We start from the raw sequence: 16,560 nt of genomic DNA, 5'->3' as shown, positions 1-16,560 counted from the left end.
TGGCCGACGGGAAACTTGTAAGCGCTTTCCTGTCGGCCACGCCAAAACACTCGTCACTCCATACGGCCGAAGTATGCCGTGACCTCCGGCGAGGTCTCGTACTCCTGGAAGTCCGGAGTGGTCCAGACCTGAAGCTCGCCCGACTCGACCATGGTGCGCCTCCCTCCATTGGGATTCTTGAGAACGCCGCCAGCGTAACGGGATCATCGCTGAAAGCGCTATCCCTCGGGCGGCAGATACTCCGACCGAGCCACCACGCAGGAGTGGTCCGTACCGGGGCTATCGTGCGAACGCGGCAGTTCACAAGGGTGGACCGGATCAGACTTGCACCGACGGTGTTGCGAGCCGCCCGCAAGTTCTACCGCGGCGCCGACGAGACGCCGGCGTGGTGGTTCACGCCGACCGTGACTGGTCCAGGCGAACCCACCACTCATCACCGTCCAGCACAGCACGCGCACTCACAGCCTGTGTCAACGAGCCGGACGGCGCCCTCTGGTTCACCATCGGTGTTTCCCGGCGAGCTGAGGATCAGCAGTGCAAACGCCTCGGCGGCCAGGAGTATGCCGGCGGCGACGAGCAGGGCCGTTCCGTAACCGGCGACGAGCGCGTTCGCGGTGTCGAGAGCTTCGTTCCGCGGCTGCGCGGTGACGGTCGCGGCGACACCGGCCAGGACAGCAAGGCCAAGTGCAACCCCGATGTGCTGCGCAGAGTTGAGGATCGCCGAGGCGATTCCGGCCCTGTCGGGGCGACGCGATAGACGGCAGCTTGGGTGAGTGCTGTGATCGACGTGATCCCGGGCGAGATCGCCCCCGCGCTGTCGGCCGGTTGCACGACGGTTCTCAAACCCACAGCCGAAAACACCCTCACGGCGCACGGACCGGCCCTGCCGAGAACCGGCACCAGGTGCGCGAGATGATGACCGAATGGAAGACGTTCCGGTCAGCACCGACTCCATCCGACTCGGCCAGTTCCTGAAACTCGCAGGCCTGATCGACATCGGTTCCGACGTGCGATCACTCCTGGAGGACGGCCGCATCCACGTCAACGGCGAAACCGAACACCGCCGCGGCAGACAACTCGTGCGCGGCGACATCGTCACCGTCGACGACACCGAACTCCGCGTCGCGTGACTCACCGAGCACACCCGGAAACTCCTCGACGATCCACATCCGGCACGCCCTCCCGCGATCCCCACGTCGTCGCCTCCGCAAGAAACGACACCGCCGACCTGGCCGTCAAGACGTTGTCACTGCGTCGAGCTCGTCCTGGCCGGACGGAGCCATCGGCGTTGCGACCTCGACCAGCGCGGAGCGGAGGAACTCGATGAGTTCGTCGTGTGCGTCGAGAGGCAGGACGTTGGCGACGTACTGATCCGGCCGAACGACGACGAGGGCTCCGCGATCCCGGTCCAGGCCGCGCAGGTCGAAGATGTCGTCGGCCGAATCGGCGCAGAAGACCTTCTCGTAGTCGACGAGCTCGAACGGCCCCTTGCGGGGCAGGAAAACCGGCGGCAGATCGTCGACGGTGACGTCGCGATGCCCTTGCTGCAGCACGGCACGGACATCGATCACCGAGTCGGGGTCGGCGCCGGGCGGCGTGAACCGGGTGATCGGCGATTTCGCCGAGGCCAAGAACCCGGCTACATCCCGCAGCCGTGAGTCGGAGCTGGCCGGGTGTGCCCGGTCGGCGAACACGTAGAGGCGCCACGCACCGTCGGCACGGGCCGCGTGCCCGAGGTGCACGGGCTTGGCGTCGGCCAGCCGGATGACCGGCGCCGAGTGGAACCGCATTCCCAGCGAGAACCCGTCCGCCAAGCTCTGGTGAGGTGATGCCGCGGTGAGGATGGACGGCCCGTAGCGCACCGCGACCCCGGCGGTGAACCGGCCCTGCTCTCGGAAATAGCGCTGGAAACGCTCCGGGTCCGCTCCGCCCTCGCCGTCATCCGAGTGGGCGCTGAACAACGCCGCGAACTCTCGGTCGAAATCGATGAGCTGCTGAGCAACCCGCTGCCGCTCCTCGGAGTAGGTGCGCAACACCTCGGCGGGTGACGTCCCGCGCAGCACCGTCCCCAGCTTCCACCCGAGGTTCCAGGCGTCGGCCATCGACACGTTCATGCCCTGCCCTGCCTTCGCACTGTGCGTGTGGCAGGCGTCGCCGGCGATGAACACCCGCGGCAGACGGGTGCCCGATTCGCCGTCGGGGACGTCGTCGAACCGGTCGCAGAGTCGCTGGCCGATCTCGTAGACCGCCCACCAGCCGACGTGCTTCACGTCGATCGAGTACGGGTGCAGGATCCGGTTGGCGACCGCGGCGAGTTTCTCCGGCGTCGCGCTGCGATTGCGCAGCATCTCGCCGTCGCGGTCGTTGTCGAGCTCGATGTAGAGCCGGACCAGGTACCCACCTTCTCGCGGAATGATCAGGATGCTGCCCTGCTCGGAGTGGATGGCCGACTTGAGCCGGATATCGGGGAAATCGGTCACGGCGAGGACGTCCAGCACACCCCAGGAGCTGTCGGTGGCATCGCCCTCGAGGCGGCGCCCGATGGCTTCCCGGGTCCCATTGCGCGAACCGTCACAACCGACCACGTATTTCGCGCGGATCGTCGACGTCTCACCGGTCGGCTCGAGATTCTCGACGTGCTGCAGCTCGACTGTGACCGGGTGCTCATCGGCGTCGGCGGTGTCGACACGCACGTCGGTCACGTGCAGCCCGTAGAACGGCTCGGCGCGGGCAGCCGACCGGCGCATGTGCTCACGCAGGTAGGCCAGCATCCGAGCCTGGTTGACGATCATGTGCGGCATCTCGGAGATGCCCTCCTCCACGTCGTCGACCCGGCCGGTGCGCACGATCGACCCGCTGCGCTCGGGGTCCGGCCGCCAGAACGTCACCTCGTTGACCTGGTACCCCTCGTGGACCAACCGGTCGGCCAGCCCGAACGCCTCGAACATCTCCACCGTGCGGCAGGCGACCCCGTCCGCTTGGCCCACCTCGAGCGGTCCGTCCCGCCGGTCGACGATCACCGTGCGCAGCTCGGGGAACTGGGCCAGTTGAGCCGCCAGCACCAACCCGGCAGGACCACAGCCGATGATCACCACATCAGCTTCCTCCGGCAGGCCGGACGGGCGCTCGGCCACCGACGGATGGGGCTCCTCGACGAACGGATCCCCCGGCTTGTAGCCGTCAAGATAGAACTGCACTGGACTGAACTCCTCCTGGCATCCAACCCCGCGGAACCCCGAGCGAAGGGGCCGCAGTGCTGCCTACGAACTACCGGATGGCTCGGTCCATCCTCCGCCGGTTACGCACTGAGGAACAGAGAGTTCTGCTGTAAAGAACTACCACGAGGGCCTGCGAACGCTGAACCGACCCGACGCCTCACTGACGATGCGCCGACTCCTGGCGTTGTACCCGTAGCTGCTCGTGCAGGTCCGCTTCCAGCGCACGCACGGCCGAGGAGAGGTCCGCGACGATCGCGCGCAACCGCCGCCGGTCGTACCGCACGCTCGGCATCGACACCGACACCCCCGCGAGCGCTGCGCCGTCCGGAGAGCGAACGGGCACGCCGACGGCGACGACTCCGCGCTCCGAACGGCCCTGGTTGAGCGCAAATCCGTTGCGGCGGACCTTTGCCAGCTCCCGGCGCAGCTCGTCCATCGCGGGTACCTCGCCGCGCCCCGCTCCGGCGTAGACGGAATCGAGTTCCTCGTCGGTGAGCTCGGCGAGCAGCAGCAGTCCCGCGGTGGTCTGGTGCGCGGGGAAAACCATGCCCTCCCGGGAACCCACCCTCAGGGCCTGCTGGCACTCGACGCAGGCGATGAACCGAGCGGTGTCACCGGTGCGCACCGTCAGGTTCACCGACTCCCCCAGCCTGTCGACCAGCTCGCGCAGCTGCGGCAACGCCGCCCGCCGCAACAGCGACACCGTCGAGTGCGAATGCGAGCCGAGTTCCAGGACAGGACCCGCACGATAGACCTTCGTGTCGTCCTGCACTGCGAAGTCCCGGTAAACGAGCATCGCGAGCAGCCGGTGGGCGGTCGATCGCGCGACACCCAGGCGGGCAGCCGCGTCGGCCACGCTCAGGCTTCCTTCGAGCTGGAGGATCGTCGCAAGCCTCAACGCGTGATCGACACTGGCGATGGCGTAAGGCGGGGGCTGTTTCATCTCCGTCGCCATCGAACCTCCCAGCGTACTGATTCTGGCGTGCAGAATACTGGATTCTCCAAGTGCTGCTGCTCGCGGGAGCCTCGAGCTCGCAGCACGTGCGGGCCGGACCGGGCACCGGACGTCTCAGCCGCCACCGTGCGGTACTGGATACCGCACCGGCGCAACGGAAAAGGCATCCGGCAGGAACAGGCCATCCGGCGGGAACAGGCAGTGCGCGCAGGGTCTGCGCCGGCATCTTCTCGTTGCCCCGCCGATGGTTCGGCGCAACTCGCAGAAACGGCGGGTCTCGCCCGGACGTGAACGGCGCAACATGTCCCTCGCGCAACCCACCGTCGATCCCGCCGCAAAGCTGCGGCGGGATCGACGTCACCAGGACTCAGGTGTATTCGGTCCCTCAGCTGCCCATTCCGAGTCGGGCGCCGCCGGCGACGTCCATGCTCAGTCCGGTGAGGTACCGGTTCGCCGGGTCGGTGAGGAACGCGATGGTCGCCGCGACCTCGTCCGGCTCGGCGAACCGGCCCATCGGAATCTGCGCCGCCCGGGCTCGGCGGGCCCGCTGGTCCCCTTCGGGGGCTCCTTCGCCGGCGCGGGTGGCGAGCTGATCCCACATGGCGGTGTTGACCGGCCCGGGGCACACGGTGTTGACCGAGACGTTGTCGGGACCGAGTGTCAAGGCCAGTGACCAGCAGACGTTCAGCACTGCGGCTTTGCTGGCGTTGTACGGCACGTAAGCATGGCGGGCCTCCTTCGCGGCGACCGAGGCCACCGCGACGATCGAGCCGGATCGCTGGGCCTGCATGACCAACCCGACTTCCCGCAGCACGGAGAAGGACCCTGTGGCGTTGATCGCCATCACCCGGGCGAACTCACTGCTCGGCGTGGCCAGCAGGTCCGGGACCTCACCGAGGACTCCGGCGGCGTGAACCAGAACGTCGATGGCCCCATAGTCCTCACGGATCCCGGCAACGGTGGCTTGCACGGCCTGTTCGTCGGTGACGTCGAGTTCGCGGAAGTCCGCGAGCCACGGTGGCCGCTCGTCGGGTGCGGTGCGGTCACACCCGACGACAACCGCACCCGAGCTGTGCAAGCGCTCGGCGGTGGCCGCACCGATACCTCCACTGGAGCCGGTAACCAACGCGATCCGAGACGCGGCTGTCATCGGGTCTCCTTCTCCGTCGACGTCGTCGTGTCCGAGTCGGCGGTCGCATCCGAGGCATTCGACGCCTCGGCCGGCGCAGCGGTGGGGCGCTTCGCGGCGGTGCCTGTCTCCGGCAGCGTCACGTACACGATGAGGCAGAGCAGGACGACGATCGTCATGTACACCGCCACGCCCATCGGGTGCCCAGCGTCGACGAAGGCACTGGCGATGAGTGGGGCCGTTCCACCGAACGCGGCGATCACGAGTTGATGGGCGACACCGATACCGGACACCCGCACCGATGCGGGGAACAGGTCTGCCTGGATCGTCGGGTATACCGCCTGCCAGATCGCCAGGACCACCCAGCCCGAGGCCGTCACGATCACGTACACACCGAACCCGGGCTGCTGCAACAACAACAGCAGCGGGTAGAAGAGCACCACCATGCCCGCGGCACCGATGATCGGGAAGGGCTTGCGCCGGCCGAGACGGTCGGACAGGGCTCCGCACGCCGGCACGATGATCACCAGCAGACACAACCCGATGACGTTCCCGGTCAGAGTCGAGCCCAGATCACGCCCGGTGGTCAACTGCGCGTAGGTGGGCAAGAAGGTTGCCCATGTGTAGTAGGCAACGGCAGGGGCCGACAAGGCCGCCGTTTGCAACAGCGCCTTGCGGTGATCACGCAGTAGTACTCGCAGTCGTGAACGGGCCGGCCGTCGACCGCTGCCGGAATCCTGGGCAGCCTCTTCGAATTCCGGCGATTCGTCTGCTCGCGACCGCAGCAACAGTCCCACCAGACCGAGAACACCGCCGATGGCGAACGGGATTCGCCAGCCCCAGGTGGCGAGGTCATCGCTGTCCAATGTCGAGGTGACAATCGCCGCCGCCCCGGTAGCCGCCAGCGTCGCCATGCCGCTGGCCACGTTCGACAGCGATCCGAACAGCCCACGCCGGTTGGTTGAGCCGTTCTCCACCATGTAGGCGATCGCGCTCTGAATCTCACTGCCGGCCGAGATTCCCTGCAGCACACGGGCGAACAGGAACAACAGGGGTGCGGCGTAGCCGATGACGGCGAACGGCGGAGTGAGCGCGATGATCAAGCTGCCGGCTGCCATACCGCCGATGGTGACGGCCAGGACGGCACGGCGGCCGTAACGGTCGGCCAGGGGCGAGATGATGATGCCGCTCATCGGCCGCACCACGAACCCGATCGCGTAGGTGATCAGTGCGGCGAACAGCGATGTGAGCGCGCTGCCGCTCGGAAAGATCTGGTCTGCGAACACCGCAGCCAGCAGGCCGTAGATGTACCAGTCGTACCACTCGACGAAGTGGCCGATGGTGCCTGCCAGAACATTGAACGACCTGCGGCGTTCCGGGATTCCCGGTTGGTTGGTATCCGATGGGGACCCCGGTGAGGTCGTTTTTCGTGCGGTCGCCATTGAGCGCTCCTCTGGGGAAGGGGATTGTTTAGCGAACGGGCGATCAGGTCACTGCGGACCGAGCGAGATGGTTCGACATTTCAGGACGGCTTCTGACGTGTTCTTTCACGATCGCTCTCCACGGCGCCGGCAGCGGCGTCGTCGAGGCCGGTCGAGGCTGCTGGAGGGTCAGCGTGTCGCGTGGCTGGACCACGTCCGCCCAACCTGCTCTTCCGTGGGTAGGCCGGCGGCCCGGAGAATCCGGTCGAGCAGCGCTTGGGTGCGCGCGGCTTCCCGCCCCGATGTCAGTGGTGTGGCGCGGTCACGTACGCGGTCGAGGAAGTGGTGCACAGCAGCGGCGAAACCGAAGGTCTTCGTCGCCGTTGCCCACCCGAAAGCCTCGGGGCTCATTGAGCGGACGCTGCTGACTCCGTCGCGGGTCAAGGTAACCGTGTCCGGAGCGACCACTTCGGCGGTGCGCTCGGCGCCGTAGGCATCCAGTTTCTCCGCCCACGATCCCGCGTTCCGCGCCGCCATCAAGACGCCCGTACCGCCGCCTGCGAACCGCACCAAGGCCGACACGCCGTCCTCCTGCCAGGGGTCGTCACCCGCGGAGTGGGCCGAGACATCCACCGGTTCACCCGGGCAGAACCAACGCAGAAGGTCCACCATATGGATGGCGTTCTCGAAGGTCGCGCGGTATTCGCTACCGCGACGGTTTTTCTGCGCCACGCAGAAGGAGGCACCGGTGTCCCCGAACTGTTCACGGGCGGCGACGTAGGTCGGCGCGAATCTGCGGTTGAGTCCCACCATCAGCACGCGTTCGCGCTCGTCGGCGAGGTCGGCGAGGCGTTCCGCCTCCTTGGTCTCGGTCGCGAGTGGCTTCTCGCAGAAGACGTCGACTCCCGCCTCCAACGCGCGACTGACCCCCTGCACGTGCTCCGACCTCGGGGTCAGGACGAACAACGCGTCCAAGTCGCGCTCAAGCGCTTGCTCGACGGAGGAGACCGCCGTGGTGAATCCCCAACGGCGGACCAATTCGGACGGATCCTCGCGCCGGGAGACCAGAACGTCGAGGACGACGTCCTCTCGCTCCACCAGGGTGGGCAACTGTGCGACGTGCGCGATGTTCCCGGCACCGACCACACCGACGCGCAAGGTAGTACGGCTCATCGTGGGTCCTCCGCTCCTACGAGCCCAGCCGCCTCGGCGACGAGCGAACGCAGCACGCGCGCCGACCGGGCGAATCCTTCCGCCGGCTCCGGGAGGTCCTGGGGGTGCCAGCGATACTCGTACTCGAGACTCAGGACGTCGCCGTAGCCCTGCTGCTCGACGGCGTGCAGGATGTGCGCCCAGGGCAGAATGCCCTCCCCCACGACGCGGGAGCGCACGGCACGCTCTTCGGCTTTCACCCGGGCGGTCTCGGAAGCGACGAAGGGCGCGTTCGGATCAGTGAAGACGAGATCCTTCACGTGCACGTGCCCGATCAGGTCGCCCTGCTCGTGCAACGCCTCGGGCCAGGCTTCGTCGTGTGTGAAGGTGAGGTTGGCCTGGTCGTAGAGCACCCGAACTGCGGGCGAGTCGACCTCACGCACCAGCCGGGCTGTCTCCCTGGCCGATTGCGTCATGGTTCCGAAATGGTTCTCCACGCACAAGGAAACACCGGCATCGGCAGCGCGAGGTGCCAGTTCCACCAGCGCCGAGCGCAGCCGCTCCCAATGCCCGGCGTGATCACTCCGGTCCGGCGCCCAGGAACCCGCGTACACCCGGATCCGGGTCGCGCCCACTCGATGAGCGCAGTCCACCGCTGCTCGCAGTTCATCGATCGCGGCGCGGCGTTGCGTGGCATCCGCGTGGTTGATGCCCGTGGTGTAGGGAGCAAGCCCCACGACCGGCACGCCGAGATCGTCCGCCACCCGGGCAACCTCGGCCGCGGCGTCATCGTCCCCGACCGGAAGTCCGCTCAGGTAGTCGTCTTGATAGATGACCTCCGCACCGTCCAACCCCGCGGCGGCGAAGAGTGCGAGCGCCTCGGGGACGGAATGCTCCGGTGTGCCCAAGGTATGGCCAGCGATGCGCACTACGAGTCCTTTCCAGTGACAGCGGGGTCGGCCCATTCCGCGGGTCCGACCAACGGTGGCGGGTTCTTCACCCGTGACCGGTCGACCAATTCCAGAAGCAATCCCCACGGAGCCTGCAGGTAGGTCCACCGGTTTCCGGCGACGACAGGGCTGTCCGGGCCGACCTCCTTGGTTCCGCCCAACACCCGGGCGCCGTGTGCCTGAAGATGCGCGACGGCTTCATCCACGTCCTCGACCGCGAAGCACAGGTGGTGGCCGCCGAGATCGCAATGACGCGGCAAGTCCCGCCGTTGATCCGTGGTGTGCCACTGGAACAGCTCCACGTTGAGATTCGGCGGCATGCGCAACATGACCAGTTCCAGACGAGCATCGACCGGAACCGCGAAGTGCTCAGGCATGAAGTCGGCGTCGGGCCCTCGCTCCGAGCGGTAGAGCTCCTCCGCCCCCAAGGCGTCGACGAAGAACGTGACGGCCTCCGTGAGGTCGGGCACCGTGAAGGCGACGTGATCGACATACCGGAACCCCTTGGGAAGACTCATCGAGGTACCTCCGCGGTCGAGGCGCGGATCAGCAGATCCGGCGTGAGAACGACATGTTGCGCTTCCCCGTCGTTGAGGAGCTGTTCGGCCAGGTCGATCGCGATGGCCCCCATGTCGGCGATGGGCTGGCGCACCGTGGTCAATCGCGGATTGGACCGCGAGCCGAGCTCCAGGCCGTCGAAGCCCATCACCGACACCTCGCCCGGGATCGATACGCCTCGAGCCCCAAGGGAGGAGATGAGCGCGAACGCGACCATGTCGTTGGCCGCGATCACCGCGGTTGGACGCTGCTCGCGCGGCATGTCCACGAAAAGCTCAGCGGCCCGCTCCCCAACCTCGGGACCGGTACCCGCATCCAGGATCGTCGCCGGCATTTCCAACTTCTCGGCCAGCCCTTCGTAAGCAGCCAACCTGTCCCTGGACGTGTACGTTCCGGAGATGCCGGAGACGTAGGCGATGCGCCGGTGACCCAAGCCGCGCAGGTGATCCACCGCGAGGGCGATTCCTTCAGCGCTGTCGACCGTCACCGTCGGCACGTTGGCCTTCTCGACGCGGTCGACGACGACGACTCTGCTGCCGAGCGCGACACTTTGCAGCTCGTCGAGATCCACACTGGTCGACGGCGCGACGATCCCGAACGGCGCGTACATGCCTTGGAGCGCTGTCAGGTACCCGCTCGTCTGCGCCACCTCACCGTCGGTCACGCACAACACCAACTGATAGCCCTTCCCTGCCGCGGCTGTGGCCATGGTCTTGGCCAGCTCGCCGTAGAAGGGATTGGTGATGTCCGGCACGATGAGCGGGACCAGGTTGCTCGTCTTGCGGCGCAATGCTTGGGCCAGCGGACTCATCTGGTAACCCAGGCTCTCGGCGACTTCCAGGATGCGTTGCCTGGTCGTCGGGTTCACGGCTTCCGGCCGGGAGAACGCGCGGGACACCGTGGAGCGATGGACTCCCGCTTCGGCGGCGACGTCGTCAATGCTCATCTCAGCCAAGGCTGACCTCCTGGGACGGAACGGAAGACCGCCCATACGCGGTCCAGATGAGCTCCATTGTGTCGCCGAGGTCGGCCAGACTCGGCAGCCCGGCGAAGTCGTCCTCCCAGGTATCGGCCACTCGTCGGACGAACGAGTCGTACAGCGGGTCGCTGTCCACGTCGATCACGCTCGGCTCGCAGACGCCGTCGGAGGCGCGCGTGAACGAGATCTGCCCCGAGGTGGCTACATCGACGAATCCGCTGCTGCCGACGCTGGTGTACGAGCTGTACCGCTTGGCAGGGCTCGCCGGGAAGGCGTAGCCAACCTCGATGATCGCCTCGCTGCCGTCGTCACCTGCGAGTATCAGGGTGGCGTGGTCCTCGACGTCGCTGCCGTGCAGGCTTGCCGAAAGCCGGGCCTGCACGAGCTCGACATGCCTGGCACCGCTGCGCTGCAGGAAGAGATCGACGAAATGCGGCGCCAGGTTGACCAGGCACCCACCACCGGAGCGACCGGGCTGGAGCATCCAGGAGCAGCCCGCCTCTCGATAGCGCTGCGGCGGGCCGGCCACGAAACTCGCGCGGTAATACGTCGGGGTGCCGGCCAGAGACAAGGCGTGATCGACCGGCCCGCCGCGTTGAACGAACGGAACGGTCGCCGCGACGCCCGCCGAGGCCGCTGCCTCCCGAACCCGCTTCAGATCAGCAGAGCCCAGACCGCCCGGCTTCTCGACCACGAACGCCACGCCACGCTCGATCAAGGCCATGCAGGCGTCGGCCATGCGGTCGTGCGGCCCGAAGACATAAGCCACGTCCAGCGGCCCGGCGTCCAGTGCGGCCTCGACCTCCCCAGACACCGGCGCGCCGAGACGTCGTGCGATGTCGGTGACCTGGTCTGGTTCCTCGTCCTGGACCGCCACGACATCGTGCGTGTCACCCCAGGCATCGAGGTACAGGGGCACATGCCAGTGGCGAGCACCCAGAACTGCTGTACGCGGACGTCTCACCGCGCGCCTCCCCACTGCGTCGTGGATCTGTTACTGCTGCTCATCGTACTGAGATCGATTGCTGCAATCGGTTGCTGAGATCGGTTGCATTACCGAAGCAGAAGGCCCTAGGGTCTGTCAACACCGACGACAACCCAGCGAGGTGACTCGATGCGCAAGATGCGCACCCTGACTGCCGTGCACGACACCGGAACCGTGCTGATCGTGCGTCTCCCCACGGCCGAGGAGTCCTACGAGGTGGCCCGCGAGGCCATCGCCGGTGGGATCCGGGCGGTCGAAGTAACGCTCACGACGCCGGGGGCGTTGGACGTGATTCGCCGGCTGAGTTCGGAGCACCCGGATGCCGAAGTCGGCGCCGGCAGCGTGCTCGACGCCACCTCGGCGTACGCAAGCATTCAGGCCGGCGCACGTTTCCTGGTCAGCCCCCACCTCGACCACGGCATGCTCGAGACCGCCGGCCGCTACCAGGTCGTCAGCATCTGCGGAGCGGCCACGCCCACCGAGATCGTCCAAGCAGCCACCGCGGGAGCCGACCTGGTCAAACTGTTCCCGTCGTCGGTGCTCGACCGCGACTACGCCCGCGCAGTACTCGAACCGCTCGGCCACATCCCCCTGGTCCCGGCCGGTGGGGTCTCGCCGGACAACGTGTCCGACTGGTTCGATGCCGGAGTCGCAGCGGTCGGCGTCGGCAGCTTCATCACCAAGGCCGCACGGCGGGAAACCACCGAGCAACACCCTGTACGTGCTGCGGCCCGGTCGTTCCTCGAGGCGGTGGCCGATGCCCGTGCCTGAGCCACCGCACACGATCACCGAGCCGCCACCGGCTTTCGTCACGATCGGACCCGCGGGTTCGGGAAAGTCCCATGTGGCCCAGGAACTCGCGCGCAAGTTCCGCGCGGTCTATCTCGACAAGGACTCGATAGCCGGCGAGATCGTCGACGCAGCACTCGAACTCGCCGGCCGACGAGCCGGAGGACGGGAAGACGACCCGACCTACGTCGAACAGCTCATGCCTGCCGAGTACGCAGCCCTGTTCACGACCGCGGCCGACAACCTCCGGCTCGGACTCCCGGTCGTCCTCGACGCTCCGTTCGCGGCCTACCTCGGCGACCCGGATTTCTTGACCACCTCCGCGGACCGAGCCTCGTGGCCCGCGCGAACACCTGTCGTCGTGGTCGACGTGCGGGCTTCCGCAGAGACGGTCCGAGCACGCCTCACGCGACGAGCTCTGCCACGTGACAAGGCCAAGCTCGCCGCCTGGCCCGCATTCTGGCAACGACTGGGAACCCGAGACTGCGCGTGGTCCGGCGCTCAACGCGTCGTTGTCGACAACGACGGCGAACCCGACCTCGACGCCGTCGTACGGCTCACCAGGTAGTCGGGGGCTGCCGCGGACGGTGCAGGCAAACGGAGAAACAATGTCGTTCCGCCGGTTGGCCCGGCCCGTATTCAGGACCAACGGGGCGGTTCTCCACGGGGCTCGTGCCGCCGAAGAGGTGCGCCGGACAGGCCTCCGACACTGCCAACGGCGTTTCAACAAGTGCCGACGCGCCGGTGACTTCCGCGGACGACCATTTCGGAAAGCCGGCATAGTCGAAGCGGCCTCACCTCCATGACCGCTTCAACCTCGTTCAACCGTCTGGAAAGTGCCGGTCATACGACGTCTCCGCCGGACTTCGATACTGGCGGGTGCCGTTCCGTGTGGCGCTCCAGGTCGGTAACGGAGCCTCCCGTCGACCATGAGGCCGATGTATCCGTCGTGGGTCACGATGCGGGCGAGTAGGGACTGTGGTGACGGCGTGTGTGCTTATCGGAGGAACTCGTAGGAACCGGTGTCGATCAGGACGATGCTGGCGATCAGTCCCCATGTCGGCGCGAAGATCCACAGGCTGTTCGTCCCGCCGATGAAGATCGCGAGGTTGCGTTTGGTGTGCCCGACGTATTCCTTGTTGAAGAAGTAGGCGGCGTAATAGATGACCGTGCCGTAGAACATCATCCAGAAGATGATCAGCCCCATGATCCCCAACGTGCGCGCCGGCATGATGTCGAAGGTGAGACCGTAGATGAACAGCAGCGACGGGATCAGTGTCACGTACCCGTTGCCGGAGTCGACCCAGAATCCGAACGACTTGCGGTTGGCATAGGCGGGATCGAACAGCGAGTACGACGACCAGACCTGCGCCCAGGTGCTGGGCCGCACGATCTCGCGGAGTCGGATGGGGGCGTTGAAGAAGTCGATCACCCGGTCGAGTTCGCGTCCGCGGTAGTCCGCGGCGAACTGCGTGTGCTGACGTTCGACCAGGGAGATGCGGAGGTTCAACGAGATCTCCCACAGGGCGATCATCACGTTGATCCAGGTGAACGTCACCAGAATGATCTGCCCGACGTTGAGGCCGTATCGCGCGATATGCAGGGCGATCGGTACCGCGGCGCCGGCCAGGACGAACGCGGCAACCACCATCCAGACGCGGAGAATACCGGCGCTGCGCACAGGGTGCGCCGCCGTGGACTCGGTTACTTCCAACATTGGGTCCGGGCTCCTTCGAGTGCTTGTTCGGTGAGCTGATGCAAGGTGGGGCCACGGGGATCGTCGGTGTCGAGCCAGCGCAGGAGGGCGAACTCGGCGGCAGCGAGCACCGTGTGGACGAGCAGGCCGGGCCGGATGTCCTCGTCGGGGCGCGCGCCCATCCGGTCGCCGAGAAGCTTGGTCAGCTGCGCGCGCTCGAATGCGCCGACCACCGCGACTCGGTCGAGTACATGCGGTGCCCCCCGAATCGCCGCACGCCAGTTGCCCAGTGCCTCCTCCTCGGCGATGAATGCTCGGCTCCACCGCAGGCTCGCCTGGCACAGCGCTTCTTCTGCCGACTCGCCGCGAGGTCGTGCCTGCAGGTTGTCGACGATGGCCGCACCTGCCCGGCGCAGAATGCCGAGCAGCAGGTCGTCCTTGCTGGTCACATAACGGAAGTAGGTGCTGTGACCGATACCTGCGGCCGCCGCGATCTCCTCGGTGGTCACCGCGTCGAAACCGCGCTCGGCGAACAGTCGCACCGCTGCCCGTTGAATGTCGCCGCGGATCTGTGCCTTCTGTCGGTCTCGTAATGATTCAGACACGCGCGACCCCCAGATCCGGATGTGCACGCCCGGCGACAACGGGCAGGTCCAGGCTGGATTTGATCCCGGGTGCGGCTGCGCACACGTACGGGATCGAGTTGACGCAGCGGTTCGCGGTCGCCACGATGCCGGGATTGCGTCTCAGCCCTTCCGCGACGGTCCCGGGCTGCCAGCCCCGAATGGTCACGAAGGTGTCGGGATCTCCCCTGATCTCGATCTCGTAGCGGTCCCCGTCGGACCCGAACTCCCAGGCCGGCTCCAGGTTCTGGTCTCCCATCAGCCAGTTGACTGCGATCCGGACGACCGGCTGATCGCCGGCCGTCGCGTCCCACCCGAAGCGTTGCCCTGCGACCTGGCCCGGCTCGATGATCCCTATCGGGGATTCGATCGGCGCAGTGGCCACGGCGATCTCGTGGGAGGTCTGGATCGGGGCCCCGGCGATTCCGAGTGTGTCCAGACACATCCGCATCGACTGGGTGAACCCACCGGTCAGCAGACCGCGCATCGGGGATTCGCGCGCCTGCTCAGGGGTGCCACCGAAGCCCATCACCCACCGCAACACGTCGGGGGCGTCGTAGCCGCGCATGTCGGAGAACTCCTCGGCGCGCACGAACGTCACCTTCGACGACATCGCCGAGAACACCAACGGATGCAGATCGGTCGTCCCACCGGGGTTGATGCCGATGCCGTGCAATGTGACGCCGCCGTCGATGCACGCCCGTGCCAGTTCGGCATCACGGTCGCTCGGATAGAACCAGCCGATCGGGGTGACCACGTTCTTGCCTGATCGCAAGATGCGCGCCACCTCACCGGCGTTCGGGATCAGCGGGGCATACACCACCGCGTCCGCGTCCAACGCCAGGACGTCCTCGACGTCGTCGGTGGCGATTACACCCACCTGCTGCGTGCCGAGGATGTCACCGACGTCCAAGCCGCGCTTGGCTTCGGAATGGACGTAGCAACCGACCAGATCCAGCTCGGGATGAGCCCACACCGCTTCGATAGCGGCCTTGCCGACTCCGCCCGTGGCCCACTGGGCAACCCGCAACACAAACCCTCCTCGAAAGAGAGGCTCTCAACATGAGAGAGTCTCTCTCAGAGGGTCGTGTATCGCAACATGTCGGAGCCAAAGCAGCTCCTTGGCTCGGCCGCGTGCCTGTGGTTGGCACGGAGAACCTGCCTGAGCGAGCACGACAGCCTTCGCCCCACCGCGCGGACCCGCAGGTCCGGACGTTCGGCACTCACAGCGCGAGCCCGCCGCCTACGATCAACTCTGCGCCGTTCGTGAACGGGCAATCCTGTGCCGCCCCAGCGGAGCCAGAAACGCCAGCCTCCTCGATCCCGGTCACGACATGAGCGAGACCAGCGTCCACAACTTCGACCGGCACTATCGGTTCAACCAGCTCGGGGGTGTTCCTCGGTATGCGTGCGGTCCTGAGCCGGCGAAGCGCGCGAGGGCACGGACAAACGACCGTGACCTCGCGAGTCGCGTCATGACCATGCAGGGTCACAAGGATGGGCCGGATCGGACTTGAACCGACGGCCAACGGCCTACGAGGCATCCGGCACACGTCGCGCAGCAACCTCACCAGCAGAAACACTGGTATGAGACGTCGCGGTGGGTGCGAACGAGGCACCACGGCGAATCGTTTCGTACCCAGATCCGCAACCACGTCGTTCCTGTGCCCGAGCTTCGGCAGCAGCTTGCCTAGCGACCTTGTCGAAGATCCAGCTGCCCGCTCACGTAGCTCGGACAGATAGCGGTCCGACGTACGCACCGACATGACTCCGTCGGATCCGCCTGCACTGCCTGCACCTTCGGGCGGAGCAGGACGACGAGATTGGCCCTCGCAGCTTCCAGTCCGAGGATGGAGCGCAGGTCAGCATCTTCCGGAGATGACAGTCCGGCCGCGGCACCGGCGTCCTCGGATGACGCAGATGGTCAGCACCGTCATGAGCGTTGACGTGCAGGTTCCAGCTGTGACTCCCATGGGGTTGTTGACGCGTGCGACGGGTGATTGTGGTTGTCCGCCGAGCACAGCGTGGTGGAGCCCGTCGCTAGCGAAAGCCCGTGGCGAAGCGGGACCGGTTGGCTTGCGACGACCGCCATCTGCGCTGCACGA

At 66.7% G+C, this 16,560-nt stretch carries 16 protein-coding genes; 3 read left to right on the top strand and 13 right to left on the bottom strand.

Translation table 11 applies throughout. The annotated features are described in order from the left end of the window. Positions 1–53 precede the first annotated feature (53 nt). Positions 54–152 (bottom strand): pyrroloquinoline quinone precursor peptide PqqA, encoded by a 99-nt coding sequence (gene pqqA / locus FB384_RS17470; RefSeq protein ID WP_183784423.1) that lies wholly within the window; start codon positions 150–152, stop codon positions 54–56. A 771-nt stretch (positions 153–923) separates the two neighbouring features. On the opposite strand from pqqA, the gene FB384_RS17465 reads away from it, so the two are divergent. Next, a complete protein-coding gene (locus FB384_RS17465; RefSeq protein WP_183784421.1) occupies positions 924–1,130 on the top strand; it encodes an RNA-binding S4 domain-containing protein in 207 nt (68 codons plus the stop codon). Between the two features lie 105 nt (positions 1,131–1,235). On the opposite strand, the gene FB384_RS17460 is transcribed toward FB384_RS17465, so the two are convergent. The 9 genes from FB384_RS17460 to FB384_RS17420 all read right to left on the bottom strand — a co-directional run bounded on the left by FB384_RS17460 (position 1,236) and on the right by FB384_RS17420 (position 11,281). Continuing rightward, a complete protein-coding gene (locus FB384_RS17460; RefSeq protein WP_183784419.1) occupies positions 1,236–3,197 on the bottom strand; it encodes an FAD-dependent monooxygenase in 1,962 nt (653 codons plus the stop codon). A 178-nt stretch (positions 3,198–3,375) separates the two neighbouring features. Further along, entirely contained in the window at positions 3,376–4,173 is a 798-nt protein-coding gene (locus tag FB384_RS17455; protein ID WP_183784417.1) for an IclR family transcriptional regulator, read from the bottom strand. Between the two features lie 385 nt (positions 4,174–4,558). Next, positions 4,559–5,323: an SDR family NAD(P)-dependent oxidoreductase gene (locus FB384_RS17450; protein ID WP_183784415.1), complete on the bottom strand. Its 765-nt coding sequence runs from the start codon at positions 5,321–5,323 to the stop codon at positions 4,559–4,561. Next, positions 5,320–6,744 carry an MFS transporter gene (locus FB384_RS17445; RefSeq protein ID WP_183784413.1) on the bottom strand — a complete coding sequence of 475 codons (1,425 nt, stop codon included), beginning with the start codon at positions 6,742–6,744 and terminating at the stop codon, positions 5,320–5,322. Before FB384_RS17445 ends, FB384_RS17450 begins: the two co-directional genes overlap by 4 nt. Before the next feature lie 168 nt (positions 6,745–6,912). Beyond that, on the bottom strand, positions 6,913–7,881 hold the full coding sequence (locus FB384_RS17440) for a Gfo/Idh/MocA family protein (protein ID WP_221212775.1): 969 nt from the start codon (positions 7,879–7,881) through the stop codon (positions 6,913–6,915). A gap of 11 nt (positions 7,882–7,892) precedes the next feature. Continuing rightward, positions 7,893–8,804, bottom strand: a complete 912-nt coding sequence (locus FB384_RS17435) for a sugar phosphate isomerase/epimerase family protein (RefSeq protein WP_183784409.1) — start codon at positions 8,802–8,804, stop codon at positions 7,893–7,895. After that, positions 8,804–9,343: a VOC family protein gene (locus tag FB384_RS17430; RefSeq protein WP_183784407.1), complete on the bottom strand. Its 540-nt coding sequence runs from the start codon at positions 9,341–9,343 to the stop codon at positions 8,804–8,806. Before FB384_RS17430 ends, FB384_RS17435 begins: the two co-directional genes overlap by 1 nt. Continuing rightward, a complete protein-coding gene (locus FB384_RS17425; protein ID WP_221212774.1) occupies positions 9,340–10,329 on the bottom strand; it encodes a LacI family DNA-binding transcriptional regulator in 990 nt (329 codons plus the stop codon). Before FB384_RS17425 ends, FB384_RS17430 begins: the two co-directional genes overlap by 4 nt. A 1-nt stretch (position 10,330) precedes the next feature. Beyond that, a complete protein-coding gene (locus FB384_RS17420; protein WP_323985304.1) occupies positions 10,331–11,281 on the bottom strand; it encodes a Gfo/Idh/MocA family protein in 951 nt (316 codons plus the stop codon). Positions 11,282–11,476: 195 nt separating this feature from the next. Between FB384_RS17420 and FB384_RS17415 the strand changes: the two genes are divergently transcribed. Further along, a complete protein-coding gene (locus tag FB384_RS17415) occupies positions 11,477–12,118 on the top strand; it encodes a bifunctional 4-hydroxy-2-oxoglutarate aldolase/2-dehydro-3-deoxy-phosphogluconate aldolase (protein ID WP_183784403.1) in 642 nt (213 codons plus the stop codon). Continuing rightward, positions 12,111–12,704 (top strand): AAA family ATPase, encoded by a 594-nt coding sequence (locus FB384_RS17410; protein ID WP_221212772.1) that lies wholly within the window; start codon positions 12,111–12,113, stop codon positions 12,702–12,704. Before FB384_RS17415 ends, FB384_RS17410 begins: the two co-directional genes overlap by 8 nt. Positions 12,705–13,133: 429 nt before the next feature. Here the strand turns inward: FB384_RS17410 and FB384_RS17405 are convergent, their stop codons facing one another. The 3 genes from FB384_RS17405 to FB384_RS17395 are packed head-to-tail and all read right to left on the bottom strand — an operon-like array spanning position 13,134 to position 15,488. Continuing rightward, entirely contained in the window at positions 13,134–13,853 is a 720-nt protein-coding gene (locus FB384_RS17405) for a hypothetical protein (protein ID WP_183784399.1), read from the bottom strand. After that, positions 13,841–14,437 carry a TetR family transcriptional regulator gene (locus FB384_RS17400; protein ID WP_183784397.1) on the bottom strand — a complete coding sequence of 199 codons (597 nt, stop codon included), beginning with the start codon at positions 14,435–14,437 and terminating at the stop codon, positions 13,841–13,843. Before FB384_RS17400 ends, FB384_RS17405 begins: the two co-directional genes overlap by 13 nt. Continuing rightward, positions 14,430–15,488, bottom strand: coding sequence for an NAD(P)H-dependent amine dehydrogenase family protein (locus FB384_RS17395; RefSeq protein WP_183784395.1), 1,059 nt, complete (start codon positions 15,486–15,488; stop codon positions 14,430–14,432). The genes FB384_RS17400 and FB384_RS17395 overlap by 8 nt, the downstream gene beginning before the upstream one ends. Between the last annotated feature and the right edge of the window lie 1,072 nt (positions 15,489–16,560).

It is taken from the genome of Prauserella sediminis (assembly GCF_014195435.1).
GTDB classification, from domain to species: domain Bacteria; phylum Actinomycetota; class Actinomycetes; order Mycobacteriales; family Pseudonocardiaceae; genus Prauserella; species Prauserella salsuginis.
Note: the sequence above shows the minus strand (reverse complement) of the source record. Positions and strands in the feature narration are given on the sequence as shown.